We start from the raw sequence: 21576 nt of genomic DNA, 5'->3' as shown, positions 1-21576 counted from the left end.
TGCCGTACATGAGCTTCATGTACGGCACCCGCGGTTTTGTCGTGTCCGGGCGGCGTGCCCAGGGCCCGGGCTGGGCCGGGGCTCAGCGCGTCAGCGGAGGGCGGGGGTCCTGCGGGGCGTCGTCCGGGTCGTCCCGTATGACCTCGCCCTGGACGACCTTGCCGTCCGGGCGGTGCATCCGGGCCTGGCGGAAGGCGTCGCCCAGGGTGCCGGGACCGGCGTCCCGGAGCCTGCGCTCCACCGTCCGCTGGGCGTACTGGCTGACGGCCTTCTGCACCGGGGGCAGCAGCATGAGCAGGCCGAGCGCGTCCGAGATCAGGCCGGGCAGGATCAGCAGCAGCCCGCCCAGCATCATCAGGCCGTTGCCCTCGCTGTTGGGGCGGACGGCCTCGGGCGGCATGCCCGACCGCATGGCCGACTGCTGCTGGTTGATCGTCTCCGTGAGGTTGCGGAAGGCCCGGCGGCCCGCCGCCTTGATGACCACGGACCCGAGGACCACACCGGCGACCAGGAGCAGGAAGACCACGAAGCCGCTGGACGCGCCCGCGACCACGGTCAGCAGCCAGATCTCCAGCACGAGCCAGGCGGCGGCGCCCAGCGGCAGGAACGTGCGCAGCCTGGAGCGCGGAGGCCGGGCGGGGGACCTGGGGGTCTGAGCGCCAGTCGTCATACTCCCAGTGTGCCTGGCCCCGGCTCAGCGCGGCATAAGAGGGCGGTCAGGGCTTGGCGCCGGACGCCTTCGACGCCGCGTCGCCGGATGTGGCCGAGGCGTCACCGGGCTCCGCAGACGCATCGCCGGGCTCCGCCGACGCGTCGCCGATCCCCGTCGGCCCGTCGACGGTCTTCGTCGACCCGTCGCCGGTCTTCGTCGGCCCGTCGACGTCGGCCGCCGGCCCGTCCGCCGCCGTGCCGGGCCGCTTGTCCCTGCCGAGAACCTTGCCGACCCTCTCCCCCACGCCCCAGGTGGTGACCCGCCACAGGGCCTCCACCAGGATGTCGCGGCTCATCTTGGAGTCGCCCAGTTCCCGCTCGACGAACGTGATCGGCACCTCCACGACGTGGTAGCCGGCCTTGATCGCGCGGCGGGCGAGGTCGACCTGGAAGCAGTAGCCCTGCGAGGCGACCTCCTCCAGGCCGAGCCCCTCCAGGGTCTCCCGGCGGAAGGCGCGGTAGCCGCCGGTGATGTCGCGCAGCGGCAGGTCGAGCGCGAGCCGCGAGTACATGCTCCCGCCGCGCGAGATGATCTCCCGGGACTTGGGCCAGTTCACCACCCGGCCGCCGGGCACCCAGCGGGAGCCGAGCACGAGGTCGGCCCCCTTGAGCGCGGTCAGCAGGCGGGGCAGCTCCTCGGGCTGGTGGGAGCCGTCGGCGTCCATCTCGATCAGCACGCCGTAACCGTGCTCCAGGCCCCAGCGGAAGCCGGCCAGGTAGGCGGCGCCCAGCCCTTCCTTGCCCTTGCGGTGCATGACCTGGACGTGGTCGTCCGCGGCCGCCAGTTCGTCAGCGAGCTTGCCGGTGCCGTCGGGGCTGTTGTCGTCGGCCACGAGAACGTGCGCCTCGGGGACGGCCTCGCGCACGCGCGTGACGATCGCCCTGATGTTCTCCGCCTCGTTGTAGGTCGGGATGATCACCAGGGCCGTGCCCAGGGGGCCGAACCGCCTCTGCCGCCCCGCAGCCGCGGGCGTCCCGTCGCCGTCGTTCACCACTGCCCCTTCGTGTCCGTACACAGAGGACCACCATAATCGCCGCGGCCTGCGCCGACGTGACAGGACGGTCGTACGGTGGTGTCGTTTTCCCGGAACCGGGGTAGGGATGGCCGATTCAGGCCGTTTGTGCGACGGATGGGGGCCCGGCGCCCTTCGGGCCGGCCCGGGACCCGCCGGCTGCGGGTCGACCCAGGCCGTTGTCTACTGAGCGCCCGGGCCCCACCCGGGTCACACCTCCCGACCGGCCGGAACGTTCCCTCGTCGCGGTGCGGGCACTGAGCCTGGCTCCCAGTGGCGGTGCCCCGGTGCGGCACACCGTCCCTGACTCAGCGGCGCCGCGACGCGGATGCGGAAGGCTCCCCGGTCGGGCGTCCGGTGGTGGACCCGGCCGAACCTACCGGCCCCCCGCCGTCGCCTGTCAACAGTCGTTCGACCTGCACCTTTGATGTCAATGCGCAGGTCAGCGCGGAGGAGCCGCAGGTCGTGGCCGCGCGAAGATCATCGCCCCGTCGGCCGTGGAGATCACTCGCCCGGCCGTACGAAGACGGTCCGGCCGCCCACCACGGTACGCAGGCAGACGGGCAGCTCCCGGCCGGGGGTGAGGTCGGGCAGGCCGGGGGTGCCGGAGCGCGGGTCGGTCGACCAGCGCGCCACCCGGTCGTCCGGAGCCTGGACCACGAGTTCGCCGGTCCGCCACACGGCGTAGTCGGCGGGCACGCCCGGCACCAGGACACCCGCGTCGTCGCGGCCGATCGCCCGCCAGCCGCCGCGCGTGTGCGCCGTGAACGCCGCACGGACGGAGACCCGGTGCTCGGGAGTGCGGTGGAAGGCGGCGGCCCGGACGGTGCCCCACGGGTCCAGGGGCGTGACCGGGCTGTCGGAGCCGAAGGCAAGCGGCACGCCGGCGCGCAGCAGGGCCGCGAAGGGGTTGAGCGTGCGGGCCCGCTCGGCGCCCAGGCGCTGGGCGTACATGCCGTCCTCGCCGCCCCAGAGCGCGTCGAAGGCGGGCTGGACGGAGGCCGTCAGGCCCAGTTCGGCGAAGGCCGCGACCGACTCGGGCGTGAGCATCTCGGCGTGCTCGATCCGGTGCCGGGCGGCGCGCACACGGGCGAGGCCGATCTTGTCGGCGGCGGCGCGCACCCCCTCCACCACGGCACTCACGGCGGCGTCGCCGATGGCGTGGAAGCCCGCCTGGAGGCCCGCCTCGGTGCAGGCGACGACGTGCGCGGCGACGGCTGCGGCGTCCAGGTGGGCGGTGCCGGTGTGACCGGCGTCGGCGTAGGGCTGGTGCAGGCACGCGGTGTGCGAGCCGAGGGAGCCGTCGACGAAGAGGTCCCCGGCGGCCCCGACGGCACCGAGCTCCCGCGCCTTGTCGACGTCCTGCTCGGCCCAGTAGCCGATCACCCGCGGCCCCGGCTCCCCGGCCGACAGGCGCAGCAGACCGGTGAGGTCGTCCTCGGAGGAGATCTCCGGGCCTGCGCATTCGTGAACGGTTCCGATACCGAGGGAGGCGGCGTGCGCGAGGGCGGCGCGCTGGGCCGCGGTGCGCTGGGCGGGGGTGACGGCCCCGAGGGCGGCGGCGCGTACGGCGTGGTGGGCGTCGCCGGTGAGCGGACCGTCCCCGCGGGCGAGGTCACCGGGCGCCAGGTCGAGCAGGGCGGTGGTGACGACGGCCGAGTGGACGTCGATACGGCTGAGGTACAGGGGGCGACCGCCGGTCGCGGCGTCCAGTTCGGCGCGGGTCGGGGGCTGCCCGTCCGGCCAGCGGGCGGCGTCCCAGCCGTGCCCCAGGAGTACGCGGTCGTCCGGGCGGGCGGCGGCGAAGTCCCGTACGAGGGCGAGGGCCGCCTCGCGGGTCGGGACGCCGGAGAGGTCCAGCCCGGTGAGGGCGAGGCCCGTAGCGGTGGTGTGCACGTGTGCGTCGGTGAACGCCGGGGTGACGAGCGCGCCGTCGAGGTCGATCACCTCGTCGACCCCGTCCGCGAAGGCGTCCGCGGCGCCCTCCGAGCCGACCCAGGCGACCTGGCCGCGTTCGACGACCATGGCCGTCGCGAAGGGGTCGGCGGGACTGTGGACCTCGCCGCGGCGCAGCAGGACGGTCGAGGACGGGGTGGTGGACTCACTCATGGACACCAGTCTCGCCCCTCGCGGGGGCCGCCCGGCAGCCGGGGCGGCCGGGCGCGCGGCCGCGGCCCGGCACTCCCGTGCCGGCGCCGTCAGATCCGCGGCGGCCGGGATTCGTACGGGGTCGAGAGGACCACCGTGGTACGCGTCGACACCCCGGCGAGGGAGCGGACCCGCGCGAGCAGCTCCTCCAACTCGTGCGGGGTGGCCACCCGGACCTTGAGGATGTAGTTCTCGTCGCCGGCGACGCTGTGGCAGGCCTCGATCTCGGGGACTCCGGCGAGCCGGTCCGCGATGTCGTCGGGGGCGCTGGGGTCGAACGGTTTCACCGAGATGAACGCCGTCATCGGCAGCCCGACGGCCTCCGGGTCGACGACCGCGGCGTACCCGCGGATGACGCCACGCTGCTCCAGCCGCCGCACCCGCTGGTGCACGGCCGACGTGGACAGGCCCGTGGCCTTGCCCAGGTCGGTGTAGCTCATCCGCCCGTCCTTGACGAGCAGCTGCACGATCTGTCGGTCCAGCTCCTCCATGGCGCAAGAACCTACAGTGCGGTTGATCTCCTCGGATACCAGAGCAGTCCGGGTCATGCCCCGTTCGTGATGTGACGGGGTGTCGGGCCGCCGCCGAGGGGGGACAAACCCGCCGCACGGGGCACCTGCGGACGGCATGTGACGAAGACCACACTGGTTGAACGTTCTCCGTGATGGTCTCGTGATTACCTCGCAGGGGGGACGGGAAGTGCTTGCTGTGGTCGAGGCCGCAGTGCCGTCACGACCCAGCCCGAGGGGGAGAATCCCATGCAGAGTCTTAAGCGCCCTGGTCGTACCACGTCCAAGCGGCAGCAGCCGGTCGTCGAGCCCGTATCGGAGGGCGTCGAACCCGACGCCTTCGACGACGAGGAACTCGACGCCTACGACACCTTCGAGATGTACCGGGTGTTCTGCCCGGACTGCGCGCAGCCCATCGCCCTGCTCGCGGACGAGGAGACGCTGCCCGAGCACGCGCTGTGCGCCTCGCCGTGGAACCCGTTCGGGCTCACGGTCTGCGCCGGCACCGGCCGCAGGGCGACCGAGGCGCGTCCCGCGGACGAGTCGTTCCAGCCCCACGAGCAGGACACCGCCCTGCTGTTGACGCTCCCCCGGGGCCTCGACTGGCGGACCCAGCCCTTCTCCCACGTCGGCGGCCCGGGCTCGCGCCCGATGCGGGTGCCGACGATGCGGCGCGAAGCGGCCTGAAGGCGCCCAGCATCCGGCTGAGGGGGCTCCCCCTCGTTCCGTCACCCGCCCGCGCCGCGGCCCTCAGGATGCCGTGGCGCGCCGGCCGGCCTCGGACGCGGACGCGCACGAACTCACTCTCGATTGCGTCCGCCGGTGACCTGTCCGCACTTCGCCGCGTTGCCCGGGTATGACCCCCACGTACTCGTCGACCGGGAGTCGGCGCCGCGTGTTCGTACCGGTGTCCGCGGGACCGGTCCCCCCGGCCCCGCAGATCCCCGACCCGCCGATCTACCGTGAGCTGATGCGGACGTGGGCCGACGGCGGCCGCACGCTGCCGGGGCGCCACGACCCGGAGTGGGTCAGGCTCGCGGAACCCCCGCGCGGGCTCGGCGACTTCTTCGCCACGGGTGACTTCTTCACCACCGGCGACCTGAGTGTCGGCGGCACCTTCACGGTCGCCGCCGACCTCACCGCTCCTCGGGACCCGCGAGGTGACGGGCGATGACCATCCGCTGGATCTGGTTGGTGCCCTCGACGATCTGGAGCACCTTGGCCTCGCGCATGTAGCGCTCCGCCGGGAAGTCCGCGGTGTAGCCGTACCCGCCGAGGATCTGCACGGCGTCGGTGGTGACCCGCATCGCCGTGTCGGTGCAGTGCAGCTTGGCCATGGCGGCCTGCTTGGCGAACGGCAGTCCGGCGTCGCGCAGTCGTGCCGCCGTCAGGTACAGGGCGCGGCCGGCCTCGGTCTGCGTCGCCATGTCGGCGAGCATGAAGCGCAGCCCCTGGAAGTCGGCGATCGGCTTGCCGAACTGGCGCCGCTCGACCGCGTAGGACACGGCCGCGTCGAGCGCGGCCTGGGCCACGCCGATCGCGCAGGCGGCGATGCCGAGCCGGCCCGAGTCGAGCGCGGACAGGGCGATCGCGAAGCCCTGCCCCTCGTCGCCGAGGCGGCGGTCGTCGGGCACCCGTACGCCGTCCAGGTGAACCTGCGCGGTGGGCGACCCCTTGAGCCCCATCTTCTTCTCGGGCACCGCGGCGCTCAGCCCCTCGGCGTCACCGGGCACCAGGAAGGCGGTGATGCCGCGCGGTCCGTCCTCCCCGGTGCGCGCCATGACGGTGTAGAAGTCGGCGATGCCGCCGTGCGTGATCCACGCCTTGGTGCCGGTGAGCACCCAGTCTCCCCCGCTCTCGCGCACGGCCTTGGTGCGCAGTGAGGCGGCGTCGGAGCCGGAGGCGGGTTCGGAGAGGCAGTAGGCGCCGAGCAGGCCGCCGCCGAGCATCGCGGGCAGGTGCTCGGTCTGCTGCTCCTTGGTGCCGTGGGTGGCCAGCGCGTAGGAGGCGAGCGTGTGCACGCTGACGCCGAGGCCGACGGTGAGCCGGGCCGCGGCCAGCTCCTCCAGGACCTGGAGGTAGACCTCGTACGGCTGCTCGCCGCCGCCGAACTCGGCGTCGTAGGGCAGTCCGAGCAGACCGGAGTCGGACAGGAGGGTGAAGACCTCGCGCGGGAAGCGTCCGGTGTCCTCCTCCTCGGCCGCGCTCGGGGCGATCTCACGCTGCGCGATGTCGCGGACGAGCGAGATCAGGTCCCGTGCCTCGTCCGTGGGCAGTTGCCGGTCCACCGGCTGCGGGGCGCGGTCGGGCATGGCGACGCTCTCCTCCCTGTCGGGCACATCGGCGGACAGACGCCTTGGGTGGAGGCGGCTCCGCCGGGTCGTTCCGGCCTGGCCGATGCTCGCACTCCCGGGTCGCGGAAGCGGCTGACCAGCGGCTGTGCGCTGTGAGTATGCCCGATCGGAGGCACGGAGTCACCAGTTAACGACCGCTTACTCAAAGAATTCGGAGAATGGCTCCGACGGGGCCCGAGGAGACCGGATTCCCGCTCCGGAACCCGAGAATGGTCCGAACCATTGACCACACTGGTCTAGTCCTCCTACGGTGACGGATCGAACGCCTCACCGCGTTCATGCCAATCGGCGCGCGTTTCCCTCTTCCCCCACGAGGAGACACCCGATGCACGTCCCGCACCTCCCTCGCGTCCGCCCCATCCGGACGCTCTTCTCCGCCCTGTGCACCGTCGCCCTCGGTGCCGGGCTGCTGGCCGGCGCCGGCCCGGCCACGGCCACCGCCGGGGCACCCGCCGCACCGGCCCAGGCATCCGCCACGCAGGCCGCGGCCGGGTCCAAGGTCGTCGGCTACTTCACCGAATGGGGCGTCTACGACCGCGACTACCACGTCAAGAACATCGAGTCGTCGGGCTCCGCCGACGAACTCACCCACATCAACTACTCGTTCGGCAACGTCACCGGCGGCAAGTGCGCCATGGGCGACGCCTACGCGGCCACCGACCGGGCCTACACCGCCGCCGACTCCGTGGACGGCGTCGCCGACACCTGGGACCAGCCGCTGCGCGGCAACTTCAACCAGCTGCTCAAGCTGAAGCAGAAGCACCCCGACCTGAAGATCCTCTGGTCCTTCGGCGGCTGGACCTGGTCCGGCGGCTTCGCGCAGGCCGCGCAGAACCCGGAGGCGTTCGCCCAGTCCTGCTACGACCTGGTCGAGAACTCCCGGTGGGCCGACGTCTTCGACGGCATCGACATCGACTGGGAGTACCCGAACGCCTGCGGGCTGAGCTGCGACACCAGCGGCCGCGACGCCTTCCCGAAGCTGATGAGCGCCCTGCGCGCCAAGTTCGGCCAGGACTACCTGGTCACCGCGGCGATCACGGCGGACGCCACGGCCGGGGGCAAGATCGACGCGGCGGACTACGCGGGCGCGGCCCAGTACGTCGACTGGTACAACCCGATGACGTACGACTTCTTCGGCGCCTGGGACGCCACCGGGCCGACCGCTCCGCACTCGCCGCTGACCTCCTACCCGGGCATCCCGAAGGAGGACTTCCACACCTCGGCGACCATCGCGAAGCTCAAGGGGCTCGGCATCCCGTCCTCGAAGCTCCTGCTCGGACTCGGCTTCTACGGCCGCGGCTGGACCGGTGTCACCCAGTCGGAACCGGGCGGCACCGCGACCGGCCCGGCGAAGGGCACGTACGAGAACGGCATCGAGGACTACAAGGTGCTGAAGACCAGTTGCCCGGCGACCGGCACGGTGGGCGGCACCGCGTACGCCAAGTGCGGCAGCGACTGGTGGAGTTACGACACCCCGCAGACCATCGCGACCAAGATGGCCTACAAGAACGAGCAGGGCCTCGGCGGCACCTTCTTCTGGGAGCTGAGCGGCGACACCGCGAACGGTGAGCTGATCAAGGCGATCGACTGAACCACCCGGCGCACACGGGGGGCGAGGGGGCGGAGACCGGCTCGGGTCTCCGCCCCCTCGTCAGGCGTCGTCGGCCCGGTCGGCTTCGCCGGGGCGCCGTCAGGCGACGTCAGGCGTCGTCCCGGCGGGCCGGTGCGGGGGCCGGACAGGCGGGGTCCAGCTCCTCGATGGCGCGCAGGGTGCCGCCGAGCGACTTCACCAGCAGCTCGCACATGGTGCCGCGGGGCAGCTCCGGCCGGCCGATCCAGTCCAGGGTGGCGCCCTCGACGCCGCACACCCAGGCGAGCAGTCCCATGCGGGCCAGCGGACCGATGTCCGAGCGCCCGTACGCCCCTTCGGCGATGGTGACGACGATCGCCTCGCGCACCCCGTCCCGGATGGCGTGCACCTCGGTGTCGAAGCCGACTCCGCCGCTGACGATGGTGCGGTAGGCGGCCTGGTTGTGCTCGGCGTAGCGCAGGTAGCCGTCGATGGTGCGGTGGACGCGGTCCACCTGCGGCAGTTCGGTACCGCGGGCCGCGGTGGTGACGAGGTCGGCGACGGAGTCCTGGATGATCGCCAGGTAGTAGCCCCGCTTGGACTGGAAGTAGTAGTAGATCAGCCCCTTGGCGACATGCGCCTGGCGGGCGATGTCGTCCATCGAGAGCGCGTCGTACGAGGTGTCGGCGAACAACCTCCGCCCGATGGCGATGAGTTCGGTGCGGCGCGCCAGCGAGCGCTCGGTGCCGCGCGCCCGGGGACGGGCGTCGGCACCTTGTTGACTCATATTCAATTTCGACCCTGGTCTCCTGCGGGCGGGGGGGACCTCCGCAGTATGGCAGGTCAGTTCGTGGGGCAGGTCACACGCGGGTCACGCCACCGAGGACCGGCCCGGTCACGTCGCAGAGGAGAGGCCCGGTCACGTCAGAGAAGGCCCAGCTGAACCACGAGCATCGCGACCACCACGACGAGGGTCCAGCCCAGGACGTGTTCCAGGATCTTGGGGCCGTCGTCCTTGGGGCCGCCGGTGCGGACACGGGTGGCGGCTGCGGTGTGTGCGGTCATGGCTGCTCGCTGCTCTCGGTCTCGGCTTCACGGAGTCCCCCCGCTCACGGTGTCCACCTTGCCACCGTGAGCGGCTTTTGCGGCCGAGAGCTTGGTCACAGCGATGCGACGCGCTCCGCTCAGCGCACTCCCACCGCCTCGAGCGCCTTGCGCTGACGCGGGCTGGGACGGGCCGGGAAGTACAGGTAGCAGACGCCGCCCGTACCGGAGACGACCTTGCCACTGGCGTTGTACCGCTTGGTCCGCAGCCAGATGTTCTCCCACTCGCGCCGCCGGTAGACGCGGCGCACGGCGTCGTTGTCGTCCGAGGCCGGGTCGTTGGCGATCACGTCGCCGTCGGCGGTGAAGCCGATCACGGTCATCAGGTGGCCCGAGGTGCCGTAGCCCGCGCCGGTCAGCTCCTCCTCCAGGAACGACTGGGACGTTATGGCCGGGATGCCGGCCGCGATCAGCGTCTCCAGGTCGGTGAGGGAGCCGAGGCGGGTGACCACACCCTGGAGGCCGTCGAAGGTGGCGGCATAGGCAGCGTTGAAGGGCCAGTTGCCACAGCCGGCGTACTGGTGGTCGTACGTGTACCGGGCGGCGTGGCAGACCTGCGGGTCGGCGTAGGAGGGGTCGACCCAGGCGAGCTGCTCCTCGGTGAGGCGCCCGCCCCAGTACTCGACGATCATCTGCGAGGAGGTCGGGCTGCACCAGGCCTCGCCGCCGTTGTCGTACTCGGGGTACTGGCCCTTGTGGATCTCCTGCGAGTAGCGCGGGACGCGCAGTTCCCCGGCGTGGCGCGGGGTGGAGGCCGGCACGGTGAAGCGGTCGGGGACGTCGGAGCCCATCGCGCCGAGCCGCCAGACCGTGGGGGTGCCGCGGGTGCCCGGACGGCGGTGGAGGGTGAGCCGGAGCCGGTAGGAGACCAGGCGCAGGCCGGTGGAGGCGTCGTCGACGGAGAAGGTGTCGGTCCAGATGCTGCTCCTGCCGTCGCTCTGGTCGTCGACCGAGGTCCGCCTGATGTCCCGCTCGCCGTCGCCGGCCGCCCAGCGGCCCATCACGTACCAGGGCGTGTCCGTGCCGTCGGAGTAGGTGCCCTTCAGGTCGACCTGGATCCAGGTGCCGCCCGGCGTGTGCGCGTTCCAGGAGGCGATGACCTCCGTCGCCGGCACGGTGAGCCGGTGGACGGGCGAGGTCCAGGTCGCGTACTCCCAGGCGGCGGTGGTGCCGGTGTGCGGGTCGGTGTAGTCGGTGGTGCCGGCCGGGGTGCCGATCACGACGCCGGGGCGGGCGCCCGCGACGGGGCGGGCCCCCCGCGCGCTCCCGCGCCGCCAGTCGCCGTACGTGGTCCAGGCGTGGTAGTCCACCGGCCGTCGGGCGCCGCCAGTGCCCGCGCCGGGCGCGGCGTGGGCGACGGCGGGGATCGCGCCGCCCGACACGGCGGCCGCGGCGACGGCGGCGGCCAGGAGGGCTCTGCGGGACGGCTGTTCGACTCTGCTCATGGGCGGGAGACCCCCAGGTGTCCGGGTCGGGCGGGTCCGTCGTTGCACGGTCGTGCGCCAACTATGGACGGAGCCGCCCACTCCTGCCAGCACTTCCACGCACGCCACGCCACCAATATTGGTGTCGACCACTGGTTAGAGTGCGCGTGGACATGTCCGCCTCTCTGCCACGGGATCCGCCATCCTCGACCTAGCAGTCCGGCTCCGCCGGCTTCCCCCGTCCTGCGGGCCCGTGCGTCTGATCGGTGTCGACGGGCACGCCGGGTCCGGGAAGTCCACGTTCGCCGGGCGCCTGGCGGCGGAGCTGGGCGGGGTGCCGGTGCTGCACCTCGACGACATCGCCAGTCACGACGAACTGTTCGACTGGACCGCGCGACTGCTCGACCAGGTGATCGAGCCCCTGCGGCGCGGGAACACCGCTTACTACGCCCCCTACGACTGGGGGTCCCGGCGTTTCGGCGAGCCGCGTCCGCTGCCGCCCGCTCCCGTGGTCCTGGTCGAGGGTGTCGGCGCCGGGCGCGAGGCGCTGCGGCCGTACCTGGCCAGACTGCTGTGGATGGACCTGCCCCAGGAGCAGGCGTGGGCGCGCGGACGGGCGCGCGACGGAGCACGGCAGCGGGTGTTCTGGGACGGATGGATCCCGGCCGAGCGCCGGCACTTCGCCGCCGACCCGTCGCGCCTCTTCGCGCACCTTCTGGTGCGACAGCGCGAACAGGGGTACGAGGTGCTGCCGGGGCCCGCGGGAACCGAGTCCGGAGCCCACTTTCTCACCCAGAGTGACGGACCCTCCGCAATGTGCTGAACTCGTGAAGATCGCACTCCGGCAACCCGCCGACGTGCCCCAACTTGGCTTGACCCAGGGGCCGTACAGGTCTTACGTTCTGAATGTGCGGTAGTTCGAAGCCGCCGACAGACGCGAAGCCCCCGGTTGTTCCCCCGTGATCGGGGGCTTCGTTCTGCCCTGAGCGCGTTTCCCGGCTGCTCCGCGGCGCCGCACGCTCACCGTCAGTCACCTTCCGGGCCCCGGCGCGCCCGCTCCCACCTCGCGGAACGACCCCTCCCGCACCCTTCGGAGGACGGACCGCCGCAGGTACGATGCCCTCGGTGCGACCTACGGGAGATTGCCGCACGCACCTGCAACTCCGGTCCGCGGTACAGCCGTTGACCGAGGCGGCCGACGAGCGACGGCTCGGCGGCATACCGACGGGGGCACGTAGGTGGGGGACGTGATGGATTTCGGCACGCAGGGCCCACAGGCCCCGGCCGAACTCGCCTGGCTGCGCGGCGTGGACGCCTACACCATGGGGGCCTATCCGCAGGCGGAGGAGGAGTTCCGGGCGGCGGTGCGGATCGATCCCACGATGGCCGACGGCTGGCTGGGACTGCACGCACTGCGCGTCGACACCACGAACGCGCTCCTGCGAATGTTCCGCAACCGCGACCGCTTCGGCGAGCAGCGGGCCCGCCACCGCCGGACACTCAACTCCTGGTACTGGCTGGGCTGGTGGGTGCAGCCGGTGCTGGAGAATCCGCGCGACCTGCTGCTGGCGCACGCCTCGCACTGGCTGGACGGCCGGCACGTGCCGGAGCTGGACCGGGCCCTGGCGGGGCTGCCCCCGGTGGACTCCGACCCCCAGGTCCGCTTCCTGCACGCCTGCCGCGCCTACCTCGTCAAGGACTGGGAGCGGCTCGTCCGGCACACCGACCCCCTGCTGGGCGACCCCTTACTGGGCATCGAGGCCGGCCTGTTCAGCGGCATGGCCCGGGTCCGCCTGGAGATGTACGGGCAGGCCGAGCCGCTCCTGTCGGCGGCCCTGATGCGGTGCCGCAGCGAGCAGCCGCAGCGCAAGGAACTGCGCTACTGGCTGGCGCGGGCCCACGAGGGCACCGGGCGCAGCGCCGCCGCGCTTCCGCTGTACCGGGCGGTGCACCGTGTCGACCCCGCGTTCATGGACACCTCGGCCCGGCTGGCCGCGATCGCCGAGGGCGACGGCTACGACGACTCGGCCGACCTGGCGGGGCTCGCGCAGACGGCAGCCGGAATGGACGGCCTGGACGGCCTCGATCCCCTCTTCGGCACCGAGGAGCGCGACGTCAAGCTGTCCGCGCCCGAGCCCCCGTCGACCGCCCCGCTCCCCCCGCTCGGCGGTCCGTCGGTGCGCGAGAAGGCGGGCGGCCCCGACCCGTCCCTGCCCAGCGGGCCCACCGATCCCGCGTTGCTGGAGGAGGCGCTCGCCGAGCTGGAGCGGATGGTGGGCCTCGAACCGGTGAAGCGGCAGGTCAAGGCGCTGTCCGCGCAGCTGAACATGGCGCGGCTGCGGGCCGGCCAGGGGCTGCCCGTGCAGCCGCCCAAACGTCACTTCGTCTTCTCCGGCCCCTCGGGCACCGGCAAGACCACCGTGGCCCGCATCCTGGGCCGGGTCTTCTACGCCCTCGGGCTGCTCGGCGGCGACCACCTGGTGGAGGCGCAGCGGGCCGATCTGGTCGGCGAGTACCTGGGGCAGACCGCGGTGAAGGCGAACGAGCTGATCGACTCCGCGCTCGGCGGCGTCCTCTTCGTCGACGAGGCGTACTCCCTGTCCAACTCCGGTTACGGCAAGGGCGACGCGTACGGCGACGAGGCGCTCCAGGTGCTGCTGAAGCGGGCCGAGGACAACCGGGACCACCTGGTGGTGATCCTGGCCGGCTATCCGGAGGGCATGGACCGGCTGCTGACCGCCAACCCTGGGCTGTCCTCCCGCTTCACCACCCGGGTCGACTTCCCCTCGTACCGGCCGTTGGAGCTGACCTCGATCGGTGAGGTGCTCGCGGCGGAGAACGGGGACGGGTGGGACGAGGAGGCGCTGGACGAGCTGCGGTCGATCGCCGGGCACGTGGTGGACCAGGGGTGGATCGACGAGTTGGGGAACGGGCGGTTCCTGCGGACGCTGTACGAGAAGAGCTGTGCGTACCGGGATCTGCGGTTGTCCGTGTATCCGGGGGTGTTGACTCGGGACGATCTGGCGACGCTGCGGTTGCCGGATCTCATGCAGGCGTATGGGGAGGTGCTGTCGGGGCGGGGGCCCGGGGGGCCGTCGGCCGTGTAGGGCTGTGCCTGAACGGCCTGGGAGGTACCCCCAGGCGGCACGGGTGGGCGCAGCGGCACCCCGCAACGCCGGGCTGCGCACCGCCCCCCCACCGAGGCTCGGGGGGAGGCACGACTGCCCGCAGCGGCGGCGGGGGCGGGCACGACTGCCCGCAGCGGCGGTGGGGGCGTTACGTCGCCAGGGTTACCTCTCTGTCTCTGTGGGCCGGGTCGCGTACCTCGCCGACCAGGAGTTCCAGGACGTCCTCCAGGGCGGCCAGGCCGAGGATCCGGCCCGACGCGTCCGTGACCTGGGCCAGGTGGGTCGCCGCGCGGCGCATCACCGTGAGGGCGTCGTCCAGGGGGAGTTCGGGGCGGAGGGTGGTCATCGGGCGCCACAGGTGCTGGGGGACGGCCCGGTCGGACTCCTCCAGGTCGAGGACGTCCTTGACGTGCAGGTAGCCCATGAAGGGCCTCTGGTCCGCCGCGATCGGGAAGCGCGAGTACCCGGTGCGGGCGGTGAGCGCGACGATCTCCCCCGGTGTGACCGAGGGGCTGACCGTCACCAGGGACTCGCGTGCGAGGAGTACGTCCGTCACCGGGCGGGAGCCCAGTTCCAGGGCGTCCTCCAGGCTTTCCTGCTCCTCCGGGTCGAGGAGCCCCGCCTGACCGGCGTCCTCCACCAGGCGGTTGAGCTGCTCGCTGGTGAAGACGGCCTCGACCTCGTCCTTGGGCTCGACGTGGAAGAGCCTGAGGATGCCCTGCGCGCAGGCGCCGAGCGCGACGGTCACCGGCCTGCACAGACGGGCGAAGGCGACCAGGCCCGGGCTGAGCCACAGCGCGGCCTTCTCGGGGGCGGCCATCGCGAGGTTCTTCGGCACCATCTCGCCGATGACCAGGTGGCAGAAGACCACGGCGGCCAGCGCGATGACGTAGCCGAGCGGGTGGATCATGCCGTGCGGCAGGTGGATCCACTCGAAGACCGGCTCCAGCAGGTGGGCGACGGTCGGTTCGGCGACGGCGCCGAGGGTCAGTGAGCAGACGGTGATGCCGAACTGGGCGGCCGCCATCATCTGCGGCAGCCGTTCCAGGCCGTACAGCACCTGTCGCGCGCGTGCGGTGCCGAGCGGTTCGATCTGGCTGCGGCGCACGGAGACGAGAGCGAACTCGGCGCCGACGAAGAAGCCGTTGGCGAGCACGAGCAGCGCGGCGAAGACGAGTTGCAGGACGCTCATCGGGCGGCCTCCAGTGTGGAGACCGCGGCGGTGCGCACCAGTCGTATCCGCTCGGCGCGGTAGTGGCCGACCTGGCGGACGGAGAGCCGCCAGCCGGGCAGTTCCGCGCGGTCACCGACGGCCGGGATACGGCCGAGCAGGTCGGCGACGAGTCCGGCCACCGTCTCGTACGGGCCCTCGGGCGCTTCCAGACCGACGCGGCGCAGGGCGTCCACGCGGCAGCTGCCGTCGACGTCCCAGGCGGGGCGTCCGTCCTCGGGCGGGGCGGGGGCGAGTTCGGGCGCGTCGAGGCCGTCGTGCTCGTCGCGGACCTCGCCGACGATCTCCTCGACGATGTCCTCCAGGGTGACGACGCCGGCCGTGCCGCCGTACTCGTCGACCACGACCGCGATGGGCTGCTCGCTGCGCAGCCGGGTCAGCAGCGGCCGTACGGGCAGCGTCTCGGGGACGAGCAGCGCGGGGCGGGCGATCCGGCCCGCGGGGGTGCGCAGCCGGTCGTGCACGGGGACCGCGAGGGCGTCCTTGAGGTGGACCATGCCGACGATCTCGTCGATCTTCTCCCGGTAGACGGGGAAGCGGGACAGGCCGGTGGCGCGGGTCAGGTTCACGACGTCCTCGGCGGTGGCCGAGGCGTGCAGGGCGCTGACCTTCACGCGGGGTGTCATGACGTGCTGGGCGGTCAGTTCGCCGAGGGAGAGGGTCCGGACGAAGAGGTCGGCGGTGTCCTGTTCCAGGGCGCCGGCCCGGGCCGAGTGCCGGGCCAGGGAGACCAGTTCGCCGGGGGTGCGGGCGGAGGCCAGTTCCTCGGCGGGTTCGATGCCCAGCGTGCGGACCAGGCGGTTGGCCACGGTGTTGAGCGCGGCGATCACCGGGTGGAAGAGCCGGGCGAAGGCGTGCTGGGGCCCGGCGACGAAGCGCGCGACCTGGAGCGGCTTGGACACCGCCCAGTTCTTGGGGACCAGCTCGCCGATCACCATCTGCACCGCCGAGGCCAGCAGCATGCCGACGACGACCGAGACACCGGACACGGCGCCTTCGGGGACGCCGACCGCCGTGAACGGGCCGTCGAGCAGCTGGGCGAGCGCCGGTTCGGCGAGCATGCCGACGACGAGGGAGGTGATGGTGATCCCGAGCTGGGTGCCGGAGAGCTGGAAGGACAGCTCCTTGAGGGACTCGACGACCCGGTGGGCGCGCCGGTCGCCGGCCGCGGCGGCCTGCTCGGCGTCGGGGCGTTCGACGGTCACCAGGCCGAACTCGGCGGCGACGAAGAAGCCGTTGGCGAGGATCAGCAGGAACGCGGCTGCCAGGAGCAGCAGGGGGGTGGTCATGATGCCGCCGCCTGTGGGGTGTCACGACAGGGGGCGGCGCAGGTACTGCAGGACGGTCCGTCCATCGCCGGAGGGAGTCACTCCTCGGGTAGCAGGAACCCCGTGCACCGGGCGGAGCGACGGGGGCGAGGACGCGACGGCCGCGTCCTCGTTCCCAGATTAATCACGAAAAGGGCGCCTGCGGCAGGGCCAGCGGCGCCGCGTCAGTCACGCGGGGCTTCGGGGAGGGCGCCGGAGCGGGCCTCCACGAGGTCGCGCAGGGCGCGTGCGTCGGCGAGCGCCTGCTGCTTGGCGATGCCCGGCTGGATGCCGAGCGCGGGCAGGCTGGTGCCGTCGCTGAGGTCCAGGAAGACCCAGGGGTCGCCCTGGCGGAGGTTGACGCGCAGGATCTCGGGCCAGGCGAGGCGGCGCACGGCGGTCAGGTTGACCACGGTGACGCCCGTCTCGTCGGCGACGACCCGGGGCCGGGCCAGCAGGAGCAGCACGCCCGCCAGGAGGAGTGCGGTCAGCACGAAGCTGAGGCGCTCCCCCGGGCCGAGGCCGGCCAGCACCATCCCGAGCACCGTGACGGTCACGAAGGTGACGACCGCGAGGACGATCAGGACGGCACGGGTGCGTCCGGGACGGAAGGTGACGGGCAGGGCCGGCAGGTCGTCCGGCGTGGTGTCGGGCATGGTGTGGCTCCGGGTCGTGCTCCGGGAGGGCGAGGGGGTCAGAGCCGGCAGGCGTGGATGGCCGTGGTCAGGATCGCGCGGGCGCCGATCTCGTAGAGGTCGTCCATGATCCGCTGGGCCTCCTTGGCCGGGACCATCGCGCGGACGGCGACCCAGCCCTCGTTGTGCAGCGGGGACACGGTCGGGGACTCCAGACCGGGGGTGAGGGCGACGGCCTTCTCCAGCTGCTCCACCCGGCAGTCGTAGTCCATCATCACGTACGTCCGGGCCACCAGGACGCCCTGGAGGCGGCGCAGGAACTGCTGGACCTTGGGCTCGGTGGTCTCGTCGGGCTCCGCGTCCGAGCGGCGGATGACGACGGCCTCGGACTTCATGATGGGCTCGCCGAACACCTCGAGGCCCGCGTTGCGCAGGGAGGTGCCGGTCTCCACGACGTCCGCGATGACCTCGGCGACGCCCAGCTCGATGGCGGTCTCGACGGCGCCGTCCAGGTGGACGACGGAGGCGTCGACGCCCCGGTCGGCCAGGTGGGCGGCGACGATGCCCTCGTAGGAGGTGGCGACGGTGCGGCCCTTGAGGTCGTCGATGCCGGTGGCGGTGCCGGGCTTGCCGGCGAAGCGGAAGGTGGAGCGGGCGAAGCCGAGCGGGAGGATCTCCTCGGCGTGGGCGCCGGAGTCGATCAGCAGGTCGCGGCCGGTGATGCCGATGTCGAGCTTGCCGGAGGAGACGTAGATCGCGATGTCGCGGGGGCGGAGGTAGAAGAACTCGACCTCGTTGACCGGGTCGACGATCCGCAGTTCCTTGGACTCGCGGCGCTGCTGGTAGCCGGCCTCATGCAGCATCTCCCCCGCGGGGCCTGACAGGGAACCCTTGTTGGGGACGGCGATGCGCAGCATGAGGTCGGCTTCCTTTGTGTGAAGGGGTGGAGAAGAAGGGGTCCTGCTCTACAGGTGGGCGTAGACGTCGTCCAGGGAGATGCCGCGGGCGACCATCATCACCTGGACGTGGTACAGCAGCTGGGAGATCTCCTCGGCCGCGGCGTCCTTGCCCTCGTACTCGGCGGCCATCCAGACCTCTGCGGCCTCCTCGACGACCTTCTTGCCGATGGCATGGACCCCCTTGTCCACCAGCTCGGCGGTGCGGGAGGTGGCGGGGTCGCCGTTGACGGCCTTGTGCTGGAGCTCGGTGAAGAGCTCCTCGAAAGTCTTCTTGGACATGGTGCCGCCCACTTTACGCGTAGTGCCGACCGGCCTAGCGCCACGGTTCGGATACTGAGCGGAGCGTGGCCGCCGTGGCGACGGCCGCCGTCACCGCCTCGTGTCCCTTGTCCTCGCTGGAGCCCTCGATGCCGGCCCGGTCCAGGGCCTGCTCCTCGGTGTCGCAGGTGAGGACGCCGAAGCCGACGGGGACGCCGGTCTCGACGGACACCTGGACCAGACCCTGGGTGACGCCCTGGCAGACGTAGTCGAAGTGGGGGGTTCCGCCGCGGATGACGACGCCGAGGGCGACGATCGCGTCGTAGCCGCGGCCCGCCAGGACCTTGGCGACCACCGGCAGCTCGAAGCTGCCGGGGACCCTGAGCAGGGTCGGCTCGTCGATCCCCAGCTCGGACAGGGCGCGCAGGGCGCCGTCCACCAGTCCGTCCATCACCTTGTCGTGCCACTGCGACGCGATCACGGCGACCCTGAGGTCCCCGACGTTGCGTACGGACAGTTCCGGTGCACCCTTGCCGCTCACGTGTCTCCTTGTCGTACGTGCTTACTGGTTGCCGCAGGTGGACACGGGGGTCGTGTCCAGCCAGGGCAGGTCGTGTCCCATCCGGTCCCGCTTGGTGCGCAGGTAGCGGAGGTTGTGCTCGCCGGCCTGGACGGGCATGGGCTCGCGGCCGGTGACCGTGATGCCGTGCCGTTCGAGGGCTTCGCTCTTGTCCGGGTTGTTCGTCATGAGGCGGACGGCGCGCACGCCGAGGTCCCTCAGGATCTGGGCACCGGCGCCGTAGTCGCGGGCGTCGGCGGGCAGGCCGAGTTCCAGGTTGGCGTCCAGGGTGTCCCGGCCGCGCTCCTGGAGTTCGTAGGCGCGCAGTTTGGACATGAGGCCGATGCCGCGTCCCTCGTGGCCGCGCAGGTAGACGACGACGCCCCGGCCCTCGGCCTGGATGCGGTCCAGGGAGGCGTCGAGCTGGGGGCCGCAGTCGCAGCGCAGGGAGCCGAAGACGTCGCCGGTGAGGCACTCGGAGTGGACGCGGACCAGCACGTCCTCGCCGTCGCCGATCTCACCGTGCACGAGGGCGATGTGCTCGACGCCGTCGACCGTGGAGCGGTAGCCGTACGCCGTGAACTCGCCGTGCTTGGTGGGCAGCCGTACCTCGGCCTCGCGGCGGACGGTGGGTTCCTCGGTGCGCCGGTAGGCGATGAGGTCCTCGATGGAGATGATCGTCAGGCCGTGCTTGCGGGCGAACGGGATCAGCTCGGGCAGCCGCAGCATGCGCCCGTCCTCACCGGCGATCTCCACGATGGCGCCGGCCGGACGCAGTCCGGCGAGGCGGGCGAGGTCGACGGCGGCCTCGGTGTGGCCGTTGCGGACGAGGACGCCGCCGGAGCGGGCGCGCAGCGGGAAGACGTGCCCGGGGCGGACCAGGTCGGTGGGTTCCGCGGTGCCGCTCGCGAGGAGTTGGAGGGTGGTGGCGCGGTCGGCGGCGGAGATGCCGGTGCTGACGCCGTGGGCGGCGGTGGCGTCCACGGAGACGGTGAAGGCCGTCTTCATCGACTCGGTGTTGTCGTCGACCATCTGCGGGAGCCGGAGCCGGTCCAGTTCCTCGCCCTCCATGGGGGCGCAGATCAGGCCGCGGCACTCGGTCATCATGAAGGCGACGATCTCCTCGGTCGCCTTCTCGGCGGCGATGACGAGGTCGCCCTCGTTCTCGCGGTTCTCGTCGTCGACGACGACGACCGGGCGGCCGGCGGCGATGTCCGCGACGGCCTGCTCGACGGGGTCGAGGACGAGGTCCTCGGGGCCGTCGGGGCTGTACAGGATGGGTGCCGTGCTCATGCGGGCGCTCCTTCCGGGAGGGGGCGGGCCGCGTCGCGCGAGCGCAGCCACCAGTCGCGCAGGCCCCACAGGACGAGCGCGCCGTAGAGGACGTAGACGAAGCCGGAGAAGGCGAAGCCGTTGGCGAAGTTCAGCGGTACGCCGACGAGGTCGACCAGCAGCCAGGCGAACCAGAACTCGACCATGCCGCGGGCCTGGGCGTACATGGCGACGACGGTGCCGACGAAGATGTACGCGTCCGGCCAGGGGTCCCAGGACAGGGTGGGGTAGGCGGTGAACAGGGCGCCCACCGCGAGGGTGCCGACGGCGGCCGCGGCGACCAGGGCGCCGCGTTCGCGCCAGGTGGCGAACCGTACGGCGACGGAGCCGTCCTGCGTCTGCTGCCGGCCGCGGTTCCACTGCCAGAAGCCCCAGGCGGCGACGACCATGACGACGATCTGCTTGCCGGCGCTGCCGGAGAGGTGGGCGGTGGCGAACGCGGTGAAGAGGATCAGCCCGGAGACGAACTGCACGGGCCAGGTCCAGATCGAGCGCCGCCAGCCGAGGGCGAGGCCGAGCAGACCGATCACGTTGCCGATCATGTCCGACCACTTGATGTGCTGGTCGAAGAGCGTGAACGCCTCGGAGTTGAGCCAGTTCACCGGGCGTCTCCCCGCTCGACGTGCGTGCCGAGCAGCCGCTCGACGTACTTGGCGATGACGTCGACCTCGAGGTTGACCGGGTCGCCGACCTGCTTGATGCCGAGTGTGGTCAGGGCGAGGGTGGTGGGGATGAGGCTGACGGTGAAGAAGTCGGGTCCGGCGTCGACGACGGTGAGGCTGATGCCGTCGACGGTGATGGAGCCCTTCTCCACGACGTAGCGGGCGAGGTCGGCGGGCAGCGAGATCTTGACGATCTCCCAGTGCTCCGAGGGCTTGCGCTCCAGGATCTCGCCGGTGCCGTCGACGTGGCCCTGGACGATGTGGCCGCCGAGCCGGGCGCCGACGGCGGTGGGGCGCTCCAGGTTGACGCGGGAGCCGACGGCGAGGGCGCCGAGGCTGGAGCGGTTCAGGGTCTCGGCCATCACGTCGGCGGTGAACGCGTCGCCCTCGTGGTCGACGACCGTGAGGCAGACTCCGTTGACGGCGATCGAGTCGCCGTGCCGGGCGCCTTCGGTGACCGCGGGGCCGCGCACGCGGAAGCGGCAGGCGTCGTCGAGGGTTTCGACGGCGGTGATCTCGCCCAGCTCTTCGACGATTCCGGTGAACACTTCCCGGGTCCTCCTGCCTCTTCGGGCACGGACTCCGGGGCTGTCGGAACGACAGAGACCACGGACGAGGGCACCGGGAACGACGCCGGACAGGACGCACCCCTGACGGGCACGCCCAGAATTC

The 21576-nt window shown here is 72.2% G+C and carries 22 protein-coding genes; 5 read left to right on the top strand and 17 right to left on the bottom strand.

The features are described from left to right. Positions 1 to 82 precede the first annotated feature (82 nt). From fxsA to B9W62_RS32185, 4 genes are all read right to left on the bottom strand, one after another. Positions 83 to 670, bottom strand: a complete 588-nt coding sequence (fxsA, locus tag B9W62_RS32200) for an FxsA family membrane protein (protein ID WP_087810439.1) — start codon at positions 668 to 670, stop codon at positions 83 to 85. A gap of 46 nt (positions 671 to 716) precedes the next feature. Next, the gene (locus B9W62_RS32195; protein WP_256976652.1) at positions 717 to 1703 is read right to left on the bottom strand and encodes a polyprenol monophosphomannose synthase; all 987 of its coding nucleotides are present in this window, start codon (positions 1701 to 1703) and stop codon (positions 717 to 719) included. Between the two features lie 525 nt (positions 1704 to 2228). Then, entirely contained in the window at positions 2229 to 3833 is a 1605-nt protein-coding gene (locus B9W62_RS32190) for an amidohydrolase (protein WP_087810438.1), read from the bottom strand. A gap of 89 nt (positions 3834 to 3922) precedes the next feature. Further along, the gene (locus B9W62_RS32185) at positions 3923 to 4363 is read right to left on the bottom strand and encodes an Lrp/AsnC family transcriptional regulator (protein ID WP_019983923.1); all 441 of its coding nucleotides are present in this window, start codon (positions 4361 to 4363) and stop codon (positions 3923 to 3925) included. Positions 4364 to 4630: 267 nt separating this feature from the next. On the opposite strand from B9W62_RS32185, the gene B9W62_RS32180 reads away from it, so the two are divergent. After that, a complete protein-coding gene (locus B9W62_RS32180) occupies positions 4631 to 5068 on the top strand; it encodes a hypothetical protein (RefSeq protein WP_087810437.1) in 438 nt (145 codons plus the stop codon). A 169-nt stretch (positions 5069 to 5237) separates the two neighbouring features. Continuing rightward, on the top strand, positions 5238 to 5555 hold the full coding sequence (locus B9W62_RS32175) for a hypothetical protein (RefSeq protein WP_087810436.1): 318 nt from the start codon (positions 5238 to 5240) through the stop codon (positions 5553 to 5555). Here B9W62_RS32175 and B9W62_RS32170 read toward each other — a convergent pair. Beyond that, positions 5518 to 6693, bottom strand: coding sequence for an acyl-CoA dehydrogenase family protein (locus B9W62_RS32170; RefSeq protein ID WP_087810435.1), 1176 nt, complete (start codon positions 6691 to 6693; stop codon positions 5518 to 5520). The genes B9W62_RS32175 and B9W62_RS32170 overlap by 38 nt on opposite strands. A gap of 367 nt (positions 6694 to 7060) precedes the next feature. Here B9W62_RS32170 and B9W62_RS32165 point away from each other — a divergent pair, with 367 nt between their 5' ends. Continuing rightward, a complete protein-coding gene (locus B9W62_RS32165; protein WP_087810434.1) occupies positions 7061 to 8326 on the top strand; it encodes a glycoside hydrolase family 18 protein in 1266 nt (421 codons plus the stop codon). A gap of 109 nt (positions 8327 to 8435) precedes the next feature. On the opposite strand, the gene B9W62_RS32160 is transcribed toward B9W62_RS32165, so the two are convergent. The 3 genes from B9W62_RS32160 to B9W62_RS32155 all read right to left on the bottom strand — a co-directional run bounded on the left by B9W62_RS32160 (position 8436) and on the right by B9W62_RS32155 (position 10854). After that, the gene (locus B9W62_RS32160) at positions 8436 to 9092 is read right to left on the bottom strand and encodes a TetR/AcrR family transcriptional regulator (protein ID WP_373433716.1); all 657 of its coding nucleotides are present in this window, start codon (positions 9090 to 9092) and stop codon (positions 8436 to 8438) included. A 137-nt stretch (positions 9093 to 9229) separates the two neighbouring features. Beyond that, positions 9230 to 9370 carry an SCO1431 family membrane protein gene (locus B9W62_RS39805; RefSeq protein ID WP_107424228.1) on the bottom strand — a complete coding sequence of 47 codons (141 nt, stop codon included), beginning with the start codon at positions 9368 to 9370 and terminating at the stop codon, positions 9230 to 9232. 119 nt (positions 9371 to 9489) lie between these two features. Then, positions 9490 to 10854: a peptidase C39 family protein gene (locus tag B9W62_RS32155; protein WP_179235781.1), complete on the bottom strand. Its 1365-nt coding sequence runs from the start codon at positions 10852 to 10854 to the stop codon at positions 9490 to 9492. A gap of 232 nt (positions 10855 to 11086) precedes the next feature. On the opposite strand from B9W62_RS32155, the gene B9W62_RS32150 reads away from it, so the two are divergent. Both B9W62_RS32150 and B9W62_RS32145 read left to right on the top strand, forming a co-directional pair. After that, on the top strand, positions 11087 to 11656 hold the full coding sequence (locus B9W62_RS32150; protein WP_256976650.1) for a uridine kinase family protein: 570 nt from the start codon (positions 11087 to 11089) through the stop codon (positions 11654 to 11656). 427 nt (positions 11657 to 12083) lie between these two features. Beyond that, positions 12084 to 13940: an AAA family ATPase gene (locus B9W62_RS32145; RefSeq protein WP_087810431.1), complete on the top strand. Its 1857-nt coding sequence runs from the start codon at positions 12084 to 12086 to the stop codon at positions 13938 to 13940. 169 nt (positions 13941 to 14109) lie between these two features. Here B9W62_RS32145 and B9W62_RS32140 read toward each other — a convergent pair whose 3' ends face one another. The 9 genes from B9W62_RS32140 to B9W62_RS32100 form a co-directional block, all read right to left on the bottom strand. After that, complete coding sequence (locus B9W62_RS32140; protein ID WP_087810430.1) at positions 14110 to 15153, bottom strand: hemolysin family protein; 1044 nt, start codon at positions 15151 to 15153, stop codon at positions 14110 to 14112. Next, positions 15150 to 16481: a hemolysin family protein gene (locus B9W62_RS32135; protein WP_087810429.1), complete on the bottom strand. Its 1332-nt coding sequence runs from the start codon at positions 16479 to 16481 to the stop codon at positions 15150 to 15152. Before B9W62_RS32135 ends, B9W62_RS32140 begins: the two co-directional genes overlap by 4 nt. 203 nt (positions 16482 to 16684) lie before the next feature. Continuing rightward, positions 16685 to 17155 carry a PH domain-containing protein gene (locus B9W62_RS32130; protein ID WP_087810428.1) on the bottom strand — a complete coding sequence of 157 codons (471 nt, stop codon included), beginning with the start codon at positions 17153 to 17155 and terminating at the stop codon, positions 16685 to 16687. Positions 17156 to 17193: 38 nt separating this feature from the next. Continuing rightward, a complete protein-coding gene (hisG, locus tag B9W62_RS32125; protein ID WP_087810427.1) occupies positions 17194 to 18051 on the bottom strand; it encodes an ATP phosphoribosyltransferase in 858 nt (285 codons plus the stop codon). A 48-nt stretch (positions 18052 to 18099) separates the two neighbouring features. After that, complete coding sequence (locus B9W62_RS32120) at positions 18100 to 18372, bottom strand: phosphoribosyl-ATP diphosphatase (protein WP_087812193.1); 273 nt, start codon at positions 18370 to 18372, stop codon at positions 18100 to 18102. A gap of 34 nt (positions 18373 to 18406) precedes the next feature. After that, positions 18407 to 18892: a 6,7-dimethyl-8-ribityllumazine synthase gene (ribH, locus tag B9W62_RS32115; RefSeq protein WP_087810426.1), complete on the bottom strand. Its 486-nt coding sequence runs from the start codon at positions 18890 to 18892 to the stop codon at positions 18407 to 18409. A gap of 21 nt (positions 18893 to 18913) precedes the next feature. Next, the gene (locus B9W62_RS32110) at positions 18914 to 20203 is read right to left on the bottom strand and encodes a bifunctional 3,4-dihydroxy-2-butanone-4-phosphate synthase/GTP cyclohydrolase II (protein ID WP_087810425.1); all 1290 of its coding nucleotides are present in this window, start codon (positions 20201 to 20203) and stop codon (positions 18914 to 18916) included. Continuing rightward, positions 20200 to 20844, bottom strand: a complete 645-nt coding sequence (locus B9W62_RS32105; RefSeq protein ID WP_087810424.1) for a nicotinamide mononucleotide transporter family protein — start codon at positions 20842 to 20844, stop codon at positions 20200 to 20202. The genes B9W62_RS32110 and B9W62_RS32105 overlap by 4 nt, the downstream gene beginning before the upstream one ends. Then, on the bottom strand, positions 20841 to 21452 hold the full coding sequence (locus B9W62_RS32100; protein WP_087810423.1) for a riboflavin synthase: 612 nt from the start codon (positions 21450 to 21452) through the stop codon (positions 20841 to 20843). Before B9W62_RS32100 ends, B9W62_RS32105 begins: the two co-directional genes overlap by 4 nt. Between the last annotated feature and the right edge of the window lie 124 nt (positions 21453 to 21576).

Source organism: Streptomyces sp. CS113, assembly GCF_002188365.1.
Classification (GTDB): domain Bacteria; phylum Actinomycetota; class Actinomycetes; order Streptomycetales; family Streptomycetaceae; genus Streptomyces; species Streptomyces tendae.
This window is presented reverse-complemented; position numbering and strand designations above follow the sequence as displayed.

Bases quoted from the DNA above. Each gene is read 5' to 3' on its own strand.
- B9W62_RS32175 (WP_087810436.1), top strand. From the start codon at position 5,238: ATGACCCCCACGTACTCGTCGACCGGGAGTCGGCGCCGCGTGTTCGTA.
- B9W62_RS32160 (WP_373433716.1), bottom strand. From the start codon at position 9,092: ATGAGTCAACAAGGTGCCGACGCCCGTCCCCGGGCGCGCGGCACCGAG.
- B9W62_RS32165 (WP_087810434.1), top strand. From the start codon at position 7,061: ATGCACGTCCCGCACCTCCCTCGCGTCCGCCCCATCCGGACGCTCTTC.
- B9W62_RS32190 (WP_087810438.1), bottom strand. From the start codon at position 3,833: ATGAGTGAGTCCACCACCCCGTCCTCGACCGTCCTGCTGCGCCGCGGC.
- B9W62_RS32185 (WP_019983923.1), bottom strand. From the start codon at position 4,363: ATGGAGGAGCTGGACCGACAGATCGTGCAGCTGCTCGTCAAGGACGGG.
- fxsA (WP_087810439.1), bottom strand. From the start codon at position 670: ATGACGACTGGCGCTCAGACCCCCAGGTCCCCCGCCCGGCCTCCGCGC.
- B9W62_RS32170 (WP_087810435.1), bottom strand. From the start codon at position 6,693: ATGCCCGACCGCGCCCCGCAGCCGGTGGACCGGCAACTGCCCACGGAC.
- B9W62_RS32120 (WP_087812193.1), bottom strand. From the start codon at position 18,372: ATGTCCAAGAAGACTTTCGAGGAGCTCTTCACCGAGCTCCAGCACAAG.
- B9W62_RS32145 (WP_087810431.1), top strand. From the start codon at position 12,084: ATGGATTTCGGCACGCAGGGCCCACAGGCCCCGGCCGAACTCGCCTGG.
- B9W62_RS32140 (WP_087810430.1), bottom strand. From the start codon at position 15,153: ATGAGCGTCCTGCAACTCGTCTTCGCCGCGCTGCTCGTGCTCGCCAAC.
- B9W62_RS39805 (WP_107424228.1), bottom strand. From the start codon at position 9,370: ATGACCGCACACACCGCAGCCGCCACCCGTGTCCGCACCGGCGGCCCC.
- B9W62_RS32110 (WP_087810425.1), bottom strand. From the start codon at position 20,203: ATGAGCACGGCACCCATCCTGTACAGCCCCGACGGCCCCGAGGACCTC.
- B9W62_RS32180 (WP_087810437.1), top strand. From the start codon at position 4,631: ATGCAGAGTCTTAAGCGCCCTGGTCGTACCACGTCCAAGCGGCAGCAG.
- B9W62_RS32130 (WP_087810428.1), bottom strand. From the start codon at position 17,155: ATGCCCGACACCACGCCGGACGACCTGCCGGCCCTGCCCGTCACCTTC.
- B9W62_RS32135 (WP_087810429.1), bottom strand. From the start codon at position 16,481: ATGACCACCCCCCTGCTGCTCCTGGCAGCCGCGTTCCTGCTGATCCTC.
- B9W62_RS32155 (WP_179235781.1), bottom strand. From the start codon at position 10,854: ATGAGCAGAGTCGAACAGCCGTCCCGCAGAGCCCTCCTGGCCGCCGCC.
- hisG (WP_087810427.1), bottom strand. From the start codon at position 18,051: ATGCTGCGCATCGCCGTCCCCAACAAGGGTTCCCTGTCAGGCCCCGCG.